The sequence below is a fragment of the Streptomyces sp. NPDC043870 genome, from assembly GCF_056435785.1.
The window spans coordinates 82,567-100,463 of record NZ_JBWKDT010000020.1 but is presented as its reverse complement, the minus strand read 5'-3'; the positions used below and the strand labels follow the sequence as shown (position 1 = coordinate 100,463).

13 protein-coding genes and 1 pseudogene are annotated in these 17,897 nt (G+C 71.9%); all 14 read right to left on the bottom strand.

Annotated features, from left to right (window positions below):
• Window positions 1-221 precede the first annotated feature (221 nt).
• Window positions 222-422 (bottom strand): annotated as a pseudogene (locus tag AC0699_RS23590) (hypothetical protein); the annotation flags it as partial.
• A gap of 43 nt (window positions 423-465) precedes the next feature.
• On the bottom strand, window positions 466-2,868 hold the full coding sequence (locus AC0699_RS23585; RefSeq protein ID WP_478663490.1) for an ATP-binding SpoIIE family protein phosphatase: 2,403 nt from the start codon (window positions 2,866-2,868) through the stop codon (window positions 466-468).
• Between the two features lie 171 nt (window positions 2,869-3,039).
• Window positions 3,040-4,023 carry an SAM-dependent methyltransferase gene (locus AC0699_RS23580; RefSeq protein ID WP_478663553.1) on the bottom strand — a complete coding sequence of 328 codons (984 nt, stop codon included), beginning with the start codon at window positions 4,021-4,023 and terminating at the stop codon, window positions 3,040-3,042.
• 283 nt (window positions 4,024-4,306) lie between these two features.
• Window positions 4,307-5,857 carry an MFS transporter gene (locus AC0699_RS23575; RefSeq protein ID WP_478663486.1) on the bottom strand — a complete coding sequence of 517 codons (1,551 nt, stop codon included), beginning with the start codon at window positions 5,855-5,857 and terminating at the stop codon, window positions 4,307-4,309.
• A 369-nt stretch (window positions 5,858-6,226) separates the two neighbouring features.
• Window positions 6,227-7,081, bottom strand: coding sequence for an alpha/beta fold hydrolase (locus tag AC0699_RS23570; RefSeq protein WP_478663483.1), 855 nt, complete (start codon window positions 7,079-7,081; stop codon window positions 6,227-6,229).
• Window positions 7,082-7,319: 238 nt separating this feature from the next.
• On the bottom strand, window positions 7,320-8,030 hold the full coding sequence (locus AC0699_RS23565) for a GntR family transcriptional regulator (protein ID WP_478663482.1): 711 nt from the start codon (window positions 8,028-8,030) through the stop codon (window positions 7,320-7,322).
• Between the two features lie 41 nt (window positions 8,031-8,071).
• Window positions 8,072-9,031 carry an ornithine cyclodeaminase family protein gene (locus AC0699_RS23560; protein WP_478663480.1) on the bottom strand — a complete coding sequence of 320 codons (960 nt, stop codon included), beginning with the start codon at window positions 9,029-9,031 and terminating at the stop codon, window positions 8,072-8,074.
• Window positions 9,028-10,071 (bottom strand): proline racemase family protein, encoded by a 1,044-nt coding sequence (locus AC0699_RS23555; RefSeq protein ID WP_478663478.1) that lies wholly within the window; start codon window positions 10,069-10,071, stop codon window positions 9,028-9,030. Before AC0699_RS23555 ends, AC0699_RS23560 begins: the two co-directional genes overlap by 4 nt.
• Before the next feature lie 92 nt (window positions 10,072-10,163).
• Window positions 10,164-11,165, bottom strand: coding sequence for a proline racemase family protein (locus AC0699_RS23550; RefSeq protein WP_478663475.1), 1,002 nt, complete (start codon window positions 11,163-11,165; stop codon window positions 10,164-10,166).
• A 123-nt stretch (window positions 11,166-11,288) separates the two neighbouring features.
• Window positions 11,289-12,191: a dihydrodipicolinate synthase family protein gene (locus tag AC0699_RS23545; protein WP_478663472.1), complete on the bottom strand. Its 903-nt coding sequence runs from the start codon at window positions 12,189-12,191 to the stop codon at window positions 11,289-11,291.
• Between the two features lie 128 nt (window positions 12,192-12,319).
• Entirely contained in the window at window positions 12,320-13,831 is a 1,512-nt protein-coding gene (locus AC0699_RS23540; RefSeq protein WP_478663470.1) for an FAD/NAD(P)-dependent oxidoreductase, read from the bottom strand.
• Window positions 13,812-14,126, bottom strand: coding sequence for a (2Fe-2S)-binding protein (locus AC0699_RS23535; protein ID WP_478663467.1), 315 nt, complete (start codon window positions 14,124-14,126; stop codon window positions 13,812-13,814). The genes AC0699_RS23540 and AC0699_RS23535 overlap by 20 nt, the downstream gene beginning before the upstream one ends.
• On the bottom strand, window positions 14,123-15,319 hold the full coding sequence (locus tag AC0699_RS23530; RefSeq protein ID WP_478663465.1) for an NAD(P)/FAD-dependent oxidoreductase: 1,197 nt from the start codon (window positions 15,317-15,319) through the stop codon (window positions 14,123-14,125). The genes AC0699_RS23535 and AC0699_RS23530 overlap by 4 nt, the downstream gene beginning before the upstream one ends.
• 57 nt (window positions 15,320-15,376) lie before the next feature.
• A complete protein-coding gene (locus tag AC0699_RS23525) occupies window positions 15,377-17,767 on the bottom strand; it encodes a collagenase (protein WP_478663462.1) in 2,391 nt (796 codons plus the stop codon).
• Between the last annotated feature and the right edge of the window lie 130 nt (window positions 17,768-17,897).

The following is a 17,897-nucleotide window of genomic DNA, read 5'->3' as shown; positions in this document are numbered from 1 at the left end:
CTCCGACGGGGCCGACGCCCTGACCGCCCTGTACGCGCTGGACGACGCGCCGGCGCCGCGGACCCGGCAGACCCTGGAGCGGGCAGCAGCGGCGCAGGAAGCGCTGGCGACCACGGAGCACGAGCTGAGCGAGCGCTCCCGCGAACTCGCCGCCTGTCAGGACCGGCTGGAGCGCATCAAGGCGGAACGGGGCACGATGTTCGCGAGTTCGAGCACGCGCCCGGCACCCGCATCTGGGCCTCCGCGTACACGACCCGGTGCTGGTCACGCGCCTCGCTCAGCGGCTGCCGCACGGACCGCGGATCCTCGTCGCGGCCCAGCGCGTGCAACTGGTCGGTGAGCGCGGTCAGATACTGCCGGGCCGAGGTGTTGAGCGCCACATAGCAGGACCGCAGCTCCTGGGCCTCGCTGCGCCGCTCCCGCAACCACCGACCAGCCGGGCACGGCGGGGGTGCGGCGACACCGTCAGTCCGAGGGCAGTGCCTGTTCCGTCCAGACGGTCTTGCCGCCGCTGGTGTAACGCGTCCCCCAGCGCAGGACGAGCTGGGCGACGATGAACAGTCCGCGCCCGCCTTCGTCGTCGTCCCCGCTGTGGCGCGGGTGCGGCGCGGTGTGCCCGGCGTCCGCGACTTCGCACACCAGCGTGCGGTCGTGGATGAGCCTCAGGTGCAGCGGCCCCTCGGCATACCTGACCGCATTGGTGACCAGCTCGCTGGCGATCAGCTCGGTGGAGAACACCAGCTCGTCCAGGCCCCAGTCGCTCAGCCGGCCGGCGACCAGCTCCCGCGCGCGGCCGGCGGCGACCGGTTCCGCGGGCAGGTCCCAGGCGGCGACCCTGCCGCTGTCGAGCTCGCGCGTACGGACCAGCAGGAGGGCCGTGTCATCGGTGGTCGTGCCGCCCGGAAGCAGTTCGCGGATGACACGGTCACAGAGTTCCTCCAGGGAATCCGCGCCCTCGCCGAGGACCCTCCCCAGGGTTTCCAGCCCTTTGTCGATGTCCCGGTCACGGGCCTCGACCAGACCGTCCGTGAAGAGGGCCACCAGACTGCCCACCGGCAGTTCGACCTCGAGGGATTCGAAGGGCAGCCCGCCCAGCCCCAGGGGTGGGCCGGCCGGCAGATCCGGGAAGCTGACGTGTCCGTCGAGTGCCACGACCGCGGGCGGCAGATGGCCCGCGCGGGCCACGGTGCAGCTCCGCGACACGGGGTCGTAGACCGCGTAGAGGCAGGTGGCACCGAGGACGACAGCGTCGTCGCCGGGACACTCGCAGAGGGCGTCGGCGCTGTGCTCCGACGACTGCCCCACGAGATCGTCGAGCCGTTTGAGGAGTTCGTCGGGAGGCATGTCCATGGGTGCGAGCGCGCGTACCGTCGTCCGCAGCCGTCCCATGGTGGCCGCCGCGTGGAGCCCATGGCCCACCACGTCCCCGACGACGAGCCCGACGCGCGTCCCGGACAGCGGGATGACGTCGAACCAGTCGCCGCCGACGCCGCTCAGATCGTCCGTGGGCAGATAGCGGTGGGCCACTTCGACCGCCGAGTTCGGCGCCAGATGCTGGGGCAGGAGCTGGCGCTGGAGTGCCAGGGCCGCGGCGCGTTCGCGGGTGAAGCGGCGAGCGTTGTCGACGGACACCGCGGCACGGGTGACCAGCTCGTCCGCCACCGCGACGGCACCACTGTCGAAGACGCCCGACTCGCCGCCGCGTACGAAGGTGACGAGGCCCAGGGCGCTGCCCCCGGCGCGCAGCGGCGCGACCAGGGTGTTGTCCTCGACCACCAGCCCGCCCGAGGCAAGGCTGCGGTGCTGGGGTGAGCCGTCCGGGTACCGCACCGGACGCGGTGGACGGCCCCACGCACCCGTGGTGTCCGCTGCGCCGCCGGGTGCTGCCGAGCGGGAGGAGGCGCGGACCAGTTCGATGCCCGCCTGGCCTGAGCTGCCGGGCACCTCACCGTCCAGCACCGCCGGGGCGAGATCGACCTCGACACGGTCGGCGAACCCGGGCACCGCCACCTGGGCCAGCTCGTCCGCGGTGACGATCACGTCGAGCGTGGTTCCGACCCGGCGCCCGGCCTCGACCAGCAGATTGACCTGCCGCTGCGCCTCGTAGCGGTCGGAGATGTCGAACGCGTCCTCGCACAGGCCGATCACATGGCCGTCCGCGTCCTGCAGCCGGTAGTAGGAACAGGACCACAGGTGTTCCCGTCCGGGGTCGCTGGGCTGCTCCGCGCGGAAGTGCAGGTCGAGGATCGGCTCTCCGGCCTCCAGCACCTGGCGCATGACCCCGTCGAGCGTCTCCGGATATCCGCGTGTCACGAATCTGCCTTCGGGGTACAGCTCGTCGGCGAGCCCGCCCCGGACTTCCGCGAGCGGCCGCCCGAGCTCCGCCTCGGACGCGGCGTTGCACCATACGAGACGGAGATCGGTGTCGTAGATGGCGAGACCCAGAGGTGACTGGGTGGCCAGACCGTGCAGCATGGCCAGCAGGGATTCCCAGTCTCTGAGCTGCTCGCGGTCGGCCGCCACGAGGACCCGCTCCGCCGGGCCGGTACCGGAGAGGGAACAGACCGCAGTGACAAGTTGCAGAAGGTGACCGTCCCGGTGGACGGCGACCTGCACGTCGCGCCCCGGGACGGGCGGGTCCGGGCCCCCGGCGGTCCGTCCGGCCGACGCGGATTCGGCCGCGGCCACCAGGAAGGTGCCGACGGGCCGTCCGACGATCTCGTCCGGGCGGTAGCCGAGGAGCTCCTGGGCCGCAGGACTCCAGCCGATGACCATGTCCTGGGCGTCGAGGACGAGCGTGGCGGCTTTCGTGACGTCCAGCGGGCCACGGAAGTCGGCGTCCCCGGTCGCCTTCCTTGCGTAGCTCATGACGCCCTCACCGGCCTGCTTCATCAGGTTCCACAATCCGCCTGATGCCGACCCCGCGCAACCGTCGGACCGGTCGTGCGCCCAAGCCCGCGTGACCATGCCGAGCCCCTGACCCGGAGGGGCTGAGCCATCGCCCTCATCCGCTCCGGTGCCGCCCACGGCACCGGGTGGTCACACCCTTTCCAGGACCATCCGGAGAACGGTGGTGCGCCGCTCACGCAGGAACTTGAGCGCTGCACGTTGCTCTCTGATGATGTCGGAAACTGCGTCTTCGCCGATGAGTTCGGCGCCCCGGGCCCGGTTGGCCCGGCCCCGTTCCAGCCAGCTCTGCACGGTCAGTACGCCGTCTTCCGGATTGCTGCGCAGCTCGAGAACCCTGAACAGTCCGCGGCTCGCCTCGGTCAGCTCGGCGCGGTTCGGAAGGAAGCACTCGGGAAACACCTTGCGTGATGCGTGCAGACCCTCCCGGATGTTCTTCGCGCCGTCGTAGATGTCTTCCTTGAGGCCGAGCCGCCCCCCCTTGCCGTTGCCGTCCGTGCTGCTCTGCGGGTCCAGCCGCCGGGCCGGCAACACCAGGGACGAGAGCCATCCGCGGTCGTTCCACGCGTTGGCCTGCAAGGACATCCGCCCACCGGGTACCAGCCAGGAATGGCTGCGCTCGAAGAACTCGCGGTAGCGGGCCACACGCTTCGCCCGCCACATGGTGTTGCCCGCGAAATGCTCGATGGCCTCGATGGCGATGATGGCGTCGTAGGGCGCGTCCGGCTCATGGTCGTACCAGTTCTCGGCCCGGATCTCGCAGTGCGGCCAGCCCTGGTCGCGTACCCACGCGGCTTGACCCGGACTCATGGTGATCCCCACCACGTGCTGGACGTGGTGCGTCTCCACCAGTCGCTGCATGAGACTGCCCCAGCCACAGCCGACGTCGAGGACGCGCCCCGCGCCCACGGCCCGCGCCGCCTCGGCGTGGTGGTCGAGTTTGCGCAGCTGGGCGGATTCGAGCGTGTCACCGGGCTCCCACATTCCGTAGGAGTAGACGAGTTCGGGGCCCAGGGTCAGCCGGTAGAAGTCGCCCAGGAAGTCGTACTGGTGACGGATCGCCTGGGACGACGTGCCTTTGTAGGCAGAGGATTTCCTCGATCCGGACAACACCATCACCTGCCTGTCGATTCGGCGCGGAGCGGGCGGCCGGGTGTCGGCCGACAGCACAAAGGGCGCATAACAACCATTTCATGCTAGCCCGGGTGCAATCGTTCAGCGAGGTCACAGCCCGTGAGCGGGCTCCGGGCGGGTGGGATGAGGGCTACTCAGGGCCTGTTCAGGGCCTGGTCGGGGCCTGCTCAAGGCCTGGTCGGGGCATTCCCGGCTGCCCGCTCAGGGCGAGCTCATCGTCGAGTCCAGCGACGACCCGCGGCCTGAACACCGGTGCTGCCCGTGCTCAGCGCCGCTCCCGCCCTGCTGCCCCGCCCTTGAGGCGTTCGATGTCCGAGGGGCGTACCTGGATGACGACGAGGGCGATCAGCGCGGCGATCGCGGTGAAGACCGCGGCCATGACGAACGCGGTGGACACCCCGGCGGTGAGCACCTCGTCGGCCCATGGCGGCGGCAGCTCTCCGGTACGCCGGAACCGCAGGCGTTCCAGGGGGGTCGCCCGGGCGAGGAAGTCCGGCACCTGTCGCGCCGCCTCGTCGGCGCCGGCCGCGCCGAACACCGTGACCAGGATGGACAGTCCGAGCGAGCCGCCGACCTGCTGGTGGACGTTGAGCAGGCCGGACGCCGCCCCCGATTCACGGATCGGGACGTGGGAGAGCGCCATCAGGATGAGCGAGACGAACTGCATTCCCATGCCGAGGCCGAACATGAGCATCGGCCCCAGGATGCTGGCCGGATAAGTGGAGTGGACATCGGTCAGGGTCAGCCAGGACAGGCCGCCGGTGGCCAGCAGCGCTCCGGTCACCATGAAGGGCTTGGGCCCGTACCTGGGCAGGAGCCGGGACGCCAGGCCCGCGCCGGTCGCGATGACCGCGCTGACGGGCAGGAACGCGAGGCCGGCCTGCACCGGGCTGAAGTCCAGGACGTTCTGGACGAAGAGCGTCAGGAAGAAGAACAGGCCGAACATCGCGGCGGCGAGGCTGAGCATCATCGCGTACGTACCGGCGCGGTTGCGGTCGGCGAACATGTGCAGGGGCGTGATCGGCTGTACGGAGCGGGATTCCACGATCAGGAAGACCGCGAGGACGACCGCCGCCGCGGCGAAGGACGCCACGGTGAGCCCGTCGCGCCAGCCGTCCTGCGCGGCCCGGATGAAGCCGTAGACCAGCAGGACCATGCCGAGCGTCGAGGTCAGTGCCCCGGTGAGGTCGAAGTGACCGGGGTGCCGCTCGGACTCCTTGATCCGGCGCGGGGCGGCGAGGACGATGAGCAGCCCGATCGGCACATTGACGAAGAACACCCAGCGCCAGTCGAGCCATTCGACGAGCACGCCGCCCGCGAGCAGACCGATCGCGCCGCCGCCCGCGGACACGGCCGCGAAGACGCCGAACGCCCGGTTGCGTTCGGGGCCTTCCTTGAACATCGTGCTGATGAGGGCGAGGGCGGTCGGTGAGGCGACGGCGCCACCGGCGCCCTGGAGGGCCCGGGCGGCGAGGAGCTGTCCCGAGTTCTGGGCCAGTCCGCCGAGCAGTGAGGCGACGACGAACAGCAGGACACCGAAGACGAACACCCGGCGCCGGCCCAGGATGTCGCCCGCGCGACCGCCGAGCAGCAGCAGACCGCCGAAGGTGAGGGTGTAGGCGCTGACCACCCAGGAGAGGCTCGTGGTCGAGAAGTTGAGCGACCTCTGGATGTGCGGCAGCGCGATGTTCACGATGGTGGCGTCGAGAACCACCATCAGCTGGCACGAGGCGATGACCAGGAGCGCCATCCCGTGACCGCCGCCCGGCAGAGGGGCGGCGGTCCGCGGTACGGGAGTCGGCTGGGGCGTGGTCATGGCGCGGCACCCCCGCCGGAGGGCCGGCGGACGGCTCCGAAGGGTCGGTGGACGGCTCCGTCCACCGTTCAACGGTAAGCCGGGTACGGGAGCCGTCACCAGTCGACCGGACGGTGGCGTGCGGTCGGTCAGGTGGTGATCTGCGGACGGCAGGACGATGGTCCGCGGACGGTCGCATGATGGTGTGCGCCGGTCGGACGGTGGTGTCGGGTCGGCCAGACGGTGGTGTCCGGTCGGTCAGACGGTGGCGTGCGGTCGGCCAGACGGTGGTGTCCGGTCGGTCAGGCGGTGGCGTGCGGTCGGCCGGACGGTGGTGTCCGGTCGGTCAGACGGTGGCGTGCGGTCGGCCAGACGGTGGTGTCTGGTCGGTCAGGCGGTGGTGTCCGGCTCCGGCCGGGGCTCGGCGATGAAGTCGCGCAGCACGGCGGAGAGCCGCTGCGGCTGATCCTCGGCGATCAAGGTGCGGCTGTCCTCGATCTCCACGAGCCGTCCCAGCGGCAGGAGTTCGGCGAGCCGACGGCCGTGGTCGCGGGGCATCATCCGGTCCTCGACCGCCCACACCACCAGGGCCGGGCGGTCGAACTTCCGCAGCCCTTCGGCCGCTTCGAGGAGTTCGGTCATCCGCACGGCGAGGCCGTAGCGGCGGAAGTCGTCGCGGATCGCCTTGTCGCTGAGGAGCGGATGCAGCCAGGCGTCGACGATCTCGTCCGGCACGGGGTACTTGGTGAGCGCACCGACACCGACGGGCAGCCGGCGCAGGGGCTTGAGCGCGAGGGTGCGGGCCAGGACCGCGACGGCGCCGGGGATGCAGCAGGCCAGCAGGATCATCTTTCCGGGCACACCCGGCGGGTAGTTGTCGAAGGCCTCGCAGGAGACGAGGACGAGGCGGGCGAGCCGCTCCGGGTGGCGCGCGGCGACGGTCTGGGCGCGGCCGCAGTCGTTCTCGACCAGGGTGACGTCGCGGAGGTCGAGCCGCTCCAGGAATTCCACGATGAGCTCGTTTACGGCGTCCGGGCCGAGCGGTACGTCCGGACGCATGGGGATGCGGTGCGAGCCGTACGGGAGGGTCGGGGCGATGCAGCGATGGCCGGGGGCCAGTTCGGCGATGACCTTGCGCCACACGCTCGCGTCGTGGACCAGTCCGTGAAGGAGGACGACGACTGGACCAGGGCCGCCGGTGTCCTCGTACGCGATGGTCCCGGCGGAGAGTTCGATCTCGGGCATGGAGCCTCCTCGTGTCATAACGATGTTATGAGACGGGGGTCCGCCGGGACGTCGATTCGGCAGGGTCACAGGGCGGCAGGGTGACAGGGCGGCAGGGCGGCAGGGCGCGGGGACGCTGCGCGGCGGCGACGGCCGACGGACCTCTCGGCCGCACGGCAACACGGCCGCACGGCAACGCTGTGCATGGGCAGGACCGGTCGGCCGTTGGCGCCGTGGCGCGGTGGCGCGGGTGGCGCCCTCAGCGGCTGCCGAGCGTGCGCTTCGGCCGCGGCTCCACCGGCTCGTCCCTGGCCTGCGCCCACAGAGAGCGGACATGGCCGAGATGGCGGGCCATGCACGCCTCGGCGCCCGACTCGTCGCCGGCCACCATCAGGTCGAGCAGCTCGTGGTGCTCCTCCGCGGACGAGATCAGCTGGCCCCGCTCGTCGAGCTTGGTGAGGCCGTAGAGCCGGGAGCGCTTGCGCAGGTCCCCGACCGTCTCGACCAGCCGGTCGTTGCCGGCCAGCCCGAGCAGGCCGAGGTGGAAACGGCGGTCGGCGTCCAGATAGCCGATCAGATTGTGGTCCCTGGCGTGCGCCACGATCTCCTCGGCGACCGGCCGGAGCTCCTCCAGCTGCTCCGCCGTCGCGATCTGTGTGACCCGGCCGATGGTCGGCACCTCGATCAGCGCGCGGAGTTCGGTGTACTGGTCGAGGTCGCGCTCGCTGACCTCGGTGACCCGGAAGCCTTTGTTACGGACCGGCTCGACGAGACCTTCGCGGGCGAGGTCGAGCATCGCCTCGCGCACCGGAGTGGCCGAGATCCCGAAGTCGGCCGCGAGGCCGGGCGCGGAGTAGACGTTGCCGGGGCGCAGTTCGCCGGCGACCAGGGCGGCGCGCAGCGCGTGGGCGACCTGGTCGCGCAGCCGCTCCTGGGCCGTGATCAGGTTGATCTGCTTCAGGTCACCCATGGCACTTCCTCCGTGAATCCGCCGGAGGCCAGCGTACAATGTCACGTTGCGCTGCCCGGCTCCCCTGTCGCCGCCCTGTGGACAGCCGCCGCCACAGCGAGATCCTCCCAGGCCATGCCCACACTCTTGAAGAGTTGTGGACAACCCGCGGTCGGGGCGATCTGCCCGGTGACCAATTCGGCGAGCGTACCCGCGAGGTGTCCCGGCCCGATGGCGCCCTCCGCCTCCGGGACGAGCAGGTCTCCTGCCTCGCGCAGCGCCGCCGCCCGCGACTCGACGTACACGGCGGAGCGGCGGACGAGCGCGGTGTCGGTCTCACGCGCGTCCGGTTCGTGCGAGCCGACCGCGATCACGGTGGCGTGCTCGGGGACCAGTCGCCCGTCGAACAGCGGCTCGCGTGCCGTGGTGCAGCAGACGACGAGATCGGCGCCGGCCACGTCCTGGGGGCTGCCGGTGCGGGCGTCGAGGCCGTGCGTGCGGGCGTGGGCGGCGAGTGCCTCGGCCGGTTCGCGACGGGGCGCGACGACCGTCACGCGGGTCAACGCCCGTTCCGCGAGAACCGCCTGCAGATGGCCGTAGGCCTGCGGCCCGGCGCCGAAGAGCACCAGATGCCGGGCATCGCGCGCCGCCAGCTGCCGCAGTGCGACGGCGGAGACGGCCGGGGTGCGCAGGGCGGTCAGCGCCGGCCCGTCCAGCAGTGCGAGCGGGACCAGGGTCTCGCCGTCGAGGAGCAGATAGCTGCCGGTGATCCGGGGCAGTCCGCGCCGGGGGTTGTCCGGGGCGACACCGGCGATCTTGACTCCGGCGTACGCTCCGGCCGCGGCGGGCATCAGCAGCAACTGGCCCGCCGGAACACTGGTGCCGGTGCGCGGCGGGCAGGTCTCCGGGTCGAGTCCGGCCCTGAGTACGGCCGCCACGGCGTCGGCCGCGGCGGTCGGCGTCAGCAGCCGGGCGATGTCGTCCGCGTCCAGGTGGAGCAGGTCCTTCGGGTGTGCGTTCACAGCAGAAAGCCTGTCGCCAGGGTGTCGTGCGGGTCGCGTACGAAGGTGTGCTCGCCGGTGCGGTGCGCGGTGCCGGTGACGTCCGTGACGATGCCCTCCTCCGTACGGGAGACGACGCGGCCGGTGAAGACCGTCCCGACGACCGACTCGTGGTGCAGGGTGTCGCCGGGGCCCAGCCTGCCGTCCTCGGCGAGCAGGGCGAGGCGTGCGGAGGTTCCGGACCCGCACGGCGAGCGGTCGATCTGGCCGTCGGCGAAGACGGTCACATTGGCCTGGGCGGGGCCGGTGGCGGTGTCGGGCAGTTCCTCGTGCAGGATCACACCGTAGACGCCGGACAGCAGCGGGCTCTCGGGATGCCAGGTGGCGGGGTGCCCGGCCAGGGCGGCACGGATCTCCCGCCCCGCGCGCACGAGTTGCGGCAGTGAGACGCGGTCCACGTCGAGACCGAGCTGCGCGGCGGGCACGGATGCGTAGCAGGCCCCGGCGTGTACGACATCGACGTCGGCGGTGCCGAAGGTGGTGGCGACCGGGATCTTGCGGGCGGTCACGCGGGCCGGGACATTGCGGAAGGTGACGGCGGTGGTGCGGCCGCGCTCACGGTGGACCGTGGCCGCGACCCGTCCCGAGGGCACATCGATGCGCAGCTGAACGGAGCCGTCGTCGGGCGCGGCGACGCGGCCGCTGTCCACGGCCCACGCTCCGAGCGCGAGCGTGCCGTGGCCGCATGCGGTGGAGTAGCCGTCCTTGTGCCAGAACAGGACACCGAGGTGGGCACCGTCGTCGTCGGGCGGTACGACGAACCCGCCGTACATGCCGGCGTGTCCGCGCGGTTCCTGGACGAGGAGCCGCCGGACGTCGTCGAGCGGGCCGGGGCGGGGTGCGGTGGCGGAGCCTCCCGCGCCGATGGCGTTGGCGCAGCGCTCGGCCACGGTGTCGCCGGGGACGGCGGGCAGCCCGTCGGTGACGATACGGAAGGGCTCACCGGCGGTGTGGTAGTCGACGGTGCGGATACGGGTGTCGGCGGCGGGCGGTGCCGGCACGGCCGGCGGAGCCTGCGGTGTCGGCAGGCCCGGCGGGGACGCCGGGGACTGCGCGGCCGGCGGAGTCGGGGGAGTCCGGGGAGTCGGGGCAGTCATAGGAGGAAGCCTCCGGGGAACGGGTCGGACGGGTCCAGGAAGTACTGCGCGGTCCCGGTGATCCAGGCGCGGCCGGTGACGGTGGGGACGACGGCGGGCAGTCCGCCGACCGTGGTCTCCTCGGTGAGCCGGCCGGTGAACTCCGTACCGATGAAGGACTCGTTGACGAAGTCCCTGCCGATGGGGAGTTCCCCACGGGCGTGGAGCTGGGCCATCCGGGCGCTGGTGCCCGTGCCGCACGGGGAGCGGTCGAACCAGCCCGGGTGGATGGCCATGGCGTGCCGGGAGCGTACGGCGTCGGAGCCGGGGGCTGTGAGGTAGACGTGCTTGCAGCCGCGGATGCCGGGGTTCTCGGGGTGGACGGGCAGGTCGGTGGCGTTGACTGCGTCCATGACGGCGAGTCCGGCGGTGAGCAGGTCGTCCTTGCGGGCGCGGTCGAAAGGCAGGCCGAGGGCGTCCAGGGAGACGATGGCGTAGAAGTTGCCGCCGTATGCCATGTCATAGGTGACCGTGCCATGTCCGGGTACCTCGGCCTTGCGGTCCAGCGCGAGGCAGAAGGACGGGACGTTGGTGAGCGTGACGGACGTGGCCTGACCGTCGTCGACCCGGACGTCCACGCTCACCAGCCCGGCCGGGGTGTCGAGCCGGACCTTCGTCACGGGTTCGGTGACGGGCACCATGCCGGTCTCGACGAGCACGGTGGCGACGCCGATCGTGCCGTGGCCGCACATCGGCAGCAGCCCGGACACCTCGATGTACAGCACGCCGTAGTCGGCGTCCGGCCGGGTGGACGGTTGAAGGATCGCCCCGCTCATGGCGGAGTGGCCGCGCGGCTCGTACATCAGCAGGGTCCGGATGTGGTCGAGGTGCTCGATGAAGTGCAGCCGGCGTTCGGCCATGGTGGCCCCGGGAATCACTCCGACGCCGCCGGTGATGACTCGGGTCGGCATGCCTTCGGTGTGCGAGTCGACGGCGTGGTAGACGTGGCGGGTACGCATGGTTCCCCTTCTCGCTGCTGTGTACTTGGTGCCCTCGGTCCACTGGTGGCTCGTGATGTGTGGTCCGCTGCTTGTGGCCGTTGCCTTTGGCCGCTGCTTATGACCGTTGCGTTGCGCGTGCCCTTACTTGTGGCCGTCGGCGAGTGCCTTCTCGGTAGCGGCGCGCACGGTTGCCTCCTGGGCCGCGGTCAGCGGGGAGCGCGGCGGGCGGGTCGGGCCGCCGGGGCGGCCGGCCAGGTCCATGGACAGCTTGATGGCCTGGACGAACTCGGTCTTCGAGTCCCAGCGCAGCAGCGGATGCAGGGACTTGTAGAGCGGCAGCGCCGTCTCCAGGTCGCCGGCTGCCGCGGCCCGGTAGAGCGTGGCGCACGACTCGGGCAGGGCGTTGGGGTAGCCGGCGATCCAGCCGACGGCGCCGGCCACGGCGAGTTCGAGCAGGACGTCGTCGGCGCCGATCAGCAGGTCCAGTCCCGGGGCGAGTTCGGCGATCTCGTACGCACGGCGGACATCGCCGCTGAACTCCTTGACGGCGACGATGCTGTGCTCGCCGTGGAGGCGGGCGAGCAGGGCGGGGGTGAGGTCGACCTTGGTGTCGTAGGGGTTGTTGTAGGCGACGACCGGCAGGCCGGCGCGTGCGACCTCGGCGTAGTGGGCGGCGACGGTGTCGTCGTCGGCCCGGTAGGCGTTGGGCGGCAGGAGGAGGACGGATCCGGCACCGGCCTCGGCGGCCTGGTCGGCCCAGCGGCGGGCTTCGGCGCTGCCGTAGGCCGCGACGCCGGGCATCACCCGCTCCCCGTCCCCCGCGGCCTCGACGGCGGTACGGACGACGCGGGCGCGCTCTTCGTCGGTGAGGGTCTGGTACTCGCCGAGGGAACCATTGGGGACGACGCCGTCGCAGCCGTTCTCGATGAGCCAGGCGACATGGCCGGCGTAGGCGTCGTAGTCGATGGAGAGGTCGTCACGCAGCGGCAGGGCGGTGGCGACCATGATGCCGTGCCATGGGTGAGTGCGGGGTGCGGGTGCCATAGGGACTCCTAGAGTGCGGTGTGACATTTTACTAGCCGGTGTGCGGCCGCGACAAGGGCAGACCTTGCCGCGGGAGCGGGCGCCTGACGGATCGTCGGTGACTGCTCGGGGGGCCGGCGATCCGGCGGCTATGCGGCCGGGCCGTGCGGTCCGGCCGCATCGGGCGGTCCGGCCGGGCCGTGCACCGGGGCCGGCAGGTGGGCGAGGTGGTTCAGCGGCACCGGGCAGGACAGGGGCCGCCGGTCCGGGGCGGGCTCCTCGCCGGCCAGGCATGCCACGGCGGGCCCGCACATCCGCCCCTGGCACCAGCCCATTCCGGCGCGGGTCAGCAGCTTGACGGTGCGGGCGTCGTGCGCGCCGAGCTCGCCGACGGCCTCCCGGATCCGCCCGGCCGGTACCTCCTCGCAACGGCACACGGGAGTGGAGTCGTCGAGCCAGTCGGTCCAGCCCGGTCCCGGGCGGTGGGCGGCCGCCATCGCGTCGGCGAAGACGCGCAGCCGGTCGCGGCGGGCAGCCAGTATCCCCGTGCGGCGCCGGGGCGGCGGAGCGCCCAGGAGGGTGTGCGCGATGGACGCCGCGGCCAGTTCGCCTTCCGCCAGGGCGAGTTCGGCCCCACCGATACCCCCGGTCTCCCCCGCCGACCAGACACCGGGCACGGACGTGCGCTGTTCGCCGTCGAGGTCGAGGGCGAGGGTGTCGTCGGGCGACCGGCGGGTGGCGCAGCCGAGGCCGGTGGCGAGTTCCAGCTGCGGGACGAGTCCGTGGCCGACGGCGAGCGCGTCGCACGGGATGCGCCGCCCGCTGCCGGGTACGGGCCGCCAGTCCCGGTCGAGCCTGGCGACGGTCACGGCCTCGACGCGGCTCGTGCCGTGGGCTGCGGTGACCGCGTGCCGGGTGAGCAGTCGTACGCCGTGCCTGAGCAGCGTGCCGCCGTGCACGGCGCCCTCGGTGAGCTTGCCGGGGTTGCTCACGAGGGCCTGGAGTTGACGCGCGTACGCCGTGTAGGCGGCGGCTTCGACGACTGCGGGCACCGTGGCCCCGGCGGATGCGAGCGATCCGGCGACGGCGAGCAGCAGGGGGCCGCTGCCCGCGACGACGACCCGGCTGCCGGGGAGCACGAGACCGGACTTGAGCATGGCCTGCGCACCGCCGGCACCGACGACTCCGGGCAGGGTCCAGCCGGGGAAGGGCAGTTGGCGCTCGTATGCTCCGGTGGCCAGGAGCACCGCGCGGGCCCGGACGGTGACCGCGTGCTCGTCGGCTCCCGCGACGGCGTGCAGGCGGAAGCCGGGCGTCGCGTCCGGTTTACCGGCGTCGGGCGCCTCCTGCGGCAGGACCGTCCAGACGTGGTGCCCGGGCAGGTGCCGGATGCGGCCCGTCGCCTGGTGGGCGCGGAGCCTGCGTACCCGGTCGGTGAAGGACCGCCAGCGGTGGTGCAGGGCTTCGGGGCGGGTGGCCCGGAGGCCGGGTGCGGGATGCCGGTAGTACTGCCCGCCGGGCTGCTCCCCCGCGTCGAGCAATGTCACATACAGCCCGAGGTCCGCGGCGGTGACGGCGGCCGCGAGCCCGGCTGGGCCGGCCCCGACGACGGCCAGCTCGGAGCACGCCGGCGCCGCGGGGTCAGACGGCGAGGTCGTCATGGCCGGTGCCCTTCTGGGTGGTGATCGTGTCGCCCGGGCGGGCCGGGACCATACAGGCGCGCTGGTTGGGGCGGCCGTTGACGGTGGCGAGGCAGTCGTAGCAGGCTCCGATGCCGCAGAACGCTCCGCGGGGCTCGCCCGTGTCGCGGGTGGTGCGCCAGGCGAGGATGCCCGCGGACCAGAGTGCGGCGGCGATGCTCTGTCCGGGCAGTGCGCTGACCGGGCGTCCGTCGAAGGTGATCTCGTACGGGGGGCCGGGCTCCGCCCGTACCAGGGAGGCGGGTGTTCTCGTCACTGCGCTGCTCCTGCCTCGTCGGGGCCTGGTACGCCGGGGTGTGGCGTGTCGAAGCGTTCCGGCCTGTACGGCCGCAGGTCCAGGGCCGGCTTCTGACCGGACAGCGCTTCGGCGATGAGCAGTCCGGTGGCCGGGGCGAGTCCGATGCCCGCTCCCTCGTGGCCGCAGGCGTGGAAGAGCCCGGGGACTCGTGGGTCGGGCCCGATGGCGGGAAGGTGGTCGGGAAGGTAGGGCCGGAAGCCGTGGTAGGTGCGCATCACCCGTACGTCCGCCAGGGCGGGGAAGAGGGCGGCGGCCTGGCCGGCGAGCCGGCGCAGTGCGTCGGTGGACAGGCGCCGGTCGAAGCCGACGCGTTCGCGGGTCGCGCCGATCAGGACGGGGCCCGAGGGTGTGCCTTCGACGACGGCGGACGACTGGAGGGCGGCGGAGCCGCTGGCGACGTCGGCGATGTAGTCGGCGGCGTACACCTTGTGGCGTACGACGCGCGGCAGCGGCTCGGTGACCAGGACGAAGCCGCGGCGCGGGAGGACGGGCAGTTCGGTGCCGGCGAGGCGGGCGAGGGCGGCGCCCCAGGTGCCGGTGGCGTTGACGACGGCGGGGGCGAGGAGTTCGCCGCGGGGGGTGCGGATGCCGCGGACGGCGCCGTGCGGTGCGGTGAGGATGCCGGTGACCTCCTCGCCGAGTCTGATGAGGGCGCCCGACGTTTGTGCTGCCCGCAGTAGCTGGGCGGCCGCCTGGGCGGGCTGGACCTGGGCGTCCTGTGGGTAGTGGAAGCCGCCGGCGAGGCCGTGCGCGAGGTGGGGTTCGAGGTCGTGGAGCCGGTCGGCGGGGATGTCGTGCGCCTCGACGCCCGCTTTCCGCTGCCGTTCGGCGAAGTCGCGCAGTGCGGTGAGGGCGGTCTCGTCGGGCGCCACGACGAGACCGCCCTTGGGCTCGTACTCGGTCTCCGGTGGGAGCGCTTGGGCGAGTTCGCGCCAGAGTCGGGTGGACAGCAGCGCGAGATCGAGCTCGGGCCCCGCCTCCTTGTCGGAGACGAGCAGATTGCCTTCCCCGGCACCTGTGGTGCCGCCGGCGACGGAGCCGCGGTCGACGACCGCGACGGCGAGTCCGGCCCGGCTCGCGTAGTAGGCGCAAGCCGCTCCGACAACGCCGGCGCCGACGATGACGGCATCCAGGGGGTGTCTGTTGGGCACGGCAGTAATATGTCACATTGCCATGTCTCCGGGGAAGGGAATCGCCGGAAACCACGATCAGCTGCGCAGCGGTCCCTCACAGCTGTAGGACGACGTGCCGGCCCGGCCGTTGGTCCAGATCTCGACCGGCCCGAAGGAGCAGTTCATGTCGGCGAGGTTGTTGGACGCGGCGCCGGCCCGGTCGAGGATGAAGTAGTCGACCGTCTCTGACATGTCCTTGAAGACGAGGTCCGGGCTGCCCGCGTCGGAGAGGTTCGCGGTGATCCTGCCCGTGCAGGTGAAGCGCCGCTTGCCCGGTTCGCCGCCCTCCGCGCAGGCCGGGTCGGAGTGCGTCGCGGAGGAGAAGGACGAGCGGACGGCGTCCAGCGAGGCGTCCCTGAGCTGCCCGTTGGGTGTGTACGTCGTGTTGGGCACGAACAGCTCGTCGGCCTTGGCGATCTGCGCGTCGAGGAACGTGTCGTAGGCGCGCTGCAGCGCCGCATCGCCGCCGAGCCGGCTGCGCCAGGCGTCGAAACCCGCCGGGTCGTCGGCCCGCAGATAGCCGTACATCTCGCGGAGCAGGGAGGGCCGCTGCGTCCACAGGAACTCGAAGAACGTGCCCGCGTAGTTGTAGAAGCGGAAGCCGTCCCCGTCGTAGGTGGCGTGCAGCAGCTGGTTCACGGTCATCCGCGGGCCGCCGCCCGCGGTGTCCCTGATGATCCCCTTGACCAGGGACTTGCGGACGGCGATGCCGTCGTCGCGGGTGGAGCCGTCGAAGAACTCCGCGGTGCCCTCGTCCATCGCGGTGGTGCGGTCGCCGGTGTACCAGGGACCTTCGCCGAAGTAACCGGGCACCGCCCAGCGGCCGTTGAGGTAGTGGACGTACTCGTGCCGGAAGAGTTCTTCGAGGGTGAGCGAGGAGTCCTGCGGGACGCGTCGCTGATAGGTGTAGAAGGTGGCGCCGCGCTCGATGTAGATGCCGCCGTTCTCGGTGCCCATGCCGGTGAGGATCGGGTGGTAGACCTCGTAGTCGGCGCGGGAGGCGTACAGCACGATGTTCAGTGAGGTGTTGGTGTCGCCGGCGAGTGGCTGCTCGGCGCCGAGTACCCGGTGGAACTGCGCCTTGACCTGCTTGCTGGCGTAGTAGAGCTGGTCGACGGTGGCGCGGTCGAGTCCGGTGCGGACCTTGATGGCGCCGTTGTCGTAGGTGTACGTGTGGGGGAAGATCTGCCGCTCGATGTCGTCCTTGCAGACCGCGTACGGCTTGCAGGCCTCGTAGAAGTTCAGCCAGGAGACGAGTGAGGCCCAGGGGCGGCTGCCGTTGCCGAAGTTGGTGCGCGTGACGGGCAGCAGGGCGCCGAGGTCGGGCACGGTCTGCGCCTTGAGGGCGTCGATCTGGCCGAAGCGGCCGTACTCGCTGAGCGCGTCGCGCACGACCCATTCGTTGACGGTGCCCTTGAGGTGGGTGTGGCCGGCGAACGCCCTGAAGGCGGCGCGGTACGAGGCGTTCTGCGTGACCACGTTGTGGAACGCGGTGTCGCGGTTGCCGGGATAGATGCCGAGGTAGTTGACGGAGAGGGCGGCCAGGGCCGCGCCGCCCCAGGAGGCGTTGTCGTACTGGCCCGGGTGGTACCTGTCCATCGTGGCCAGGACCTTCTGGATGAGCCTGAGCTGGCTGTGCCGCAGGCCGGGCGCGCTGGCGGTGTAGAGCGCCTCACGCAGGGTCTCGGCGTTGGTGCGGGTGACGTCGAAGGTGCGGGCGGCGGCGCCGAAGTCGTTGATGGCCCGGCGCAGCACTTCGGTGGTCGGAACGTCGGTGATGTCGATCTCGGGGCGTGAGAAGTCGTGGTAGGCGACGGCGTGGAGATAGGTGAACATCTCCAGCAGGTGGGTGCTGTTGCGGCCGTCGTGGCGGGCGGCGAGCGAGGAGATCCGCCGGCCGACGGCCTGGACGTGGTGGTCCGACATGACCGGCGCGAGCCGGGCGTCCCAGGTCCATATGAGGCCGCTGAGACAGCCGTCGGCGGTGACGGCCGGGTCGGCGAGGAAGTCGGCGAGCTGCTCCGGGCCGAGGCGGGCGATGCCGTCGAGGGTGCAGGGGACTCCGGCGGCGCGAAGAGCGGCACCGCGGGCGGCATTGCTCTTCCCGGTGCCCTGCCGGCCGGGGGTACGGCCTTCGGCCAACTCGCCGGGGGCCGGGGCCGGTCCGGCGGTCGGCTTGGGGGCCTTGGCGAGGCGCTCGACCTCGTCGAAGGGGTTCTCGGCGTGCGGAGCACCCGTGGCCGCGGCGGCGGCCTGGCCCGGACGGGCGGCGAAGGCGGCGGGGACGGTGGAGGAGGCGGGTGTCGTCGCTTGCGTACCGGACGCCCCGGCGGTCTGCCCGAGCGGGGCGAGGAGGGTGACGGCGACGGCTGCGGCGAGCAGGGGTGTACGCGCGGATCTGGACAGCACGGATCTGGGCTGGGACACCGAAGGCTCCTGTGTGTGGGAGGTGGCTGGGGTGTGGCAGCGGTGCGGTCATCGCGAAGCGCCGTGGCGCATATGGGGATTGGCCTTTTTTTGGCCGTATCGGCCGGCGCGATGTGACCCGTAACATAGT

Coding starts and splice junctions, on each gene's coding strand:
- AC0699_RS23545 (WP_478663472.1), bottom strand. CDS start 12,191: ATGGCACCCGCACCCCGCACTCACCCATGGCACGGCATCATGGTCGCC.
- AC0699_RS23575 (WP_478663486.1), bottom strand. CDS start 5,857: ATGACCACGCCCCAGCCGACTCCCGTACCGCGGACCGCCGCCCCTCTG.
- AC0699_RS23565 (WP_478663482.1), bottom strand. CDS start 8,030: ATGGGTGACCTGAAGCAGATCAACCTGATCACGGCCCAGGAGCGGCTG.
- AC0699_RS23585 (WP_478663490.1), bottom strand. CDS start 2,868: ATGAGCTACGCAAGGAAGGCGACCGGGGACGCCGACTTCCGTGGCCCG.
- AC0699_RS23570 (WP_478663483.1), bottom strand. CDS start 7,081: ATGCCCGAGATCGAACTCTCCGCCGGGACCATCGCGTACGAGGACACC.
- AC0699_RS23580 (WP_478663553.1), bottom strand. CDS start 4,023: ATGGTGTTGTCCGGATCGAGGAAATCCTCTGCCTACAAAGGCACGTCG.
- AC0699_RS23550 (WP_478663475.1), bottom strand. CDS start 11,165: ATGCGTACCCGCCACGTCTACCACGCCGTCGACTCGCACACCGAAGGC.
- AC0699_RS23540 (WP_478663470.1), bottom strand. CDS start 13,831: ATGACGACCTCGCCGTCTGACCCCGCGGCGCCGGCGTGCTCCGAGCTG.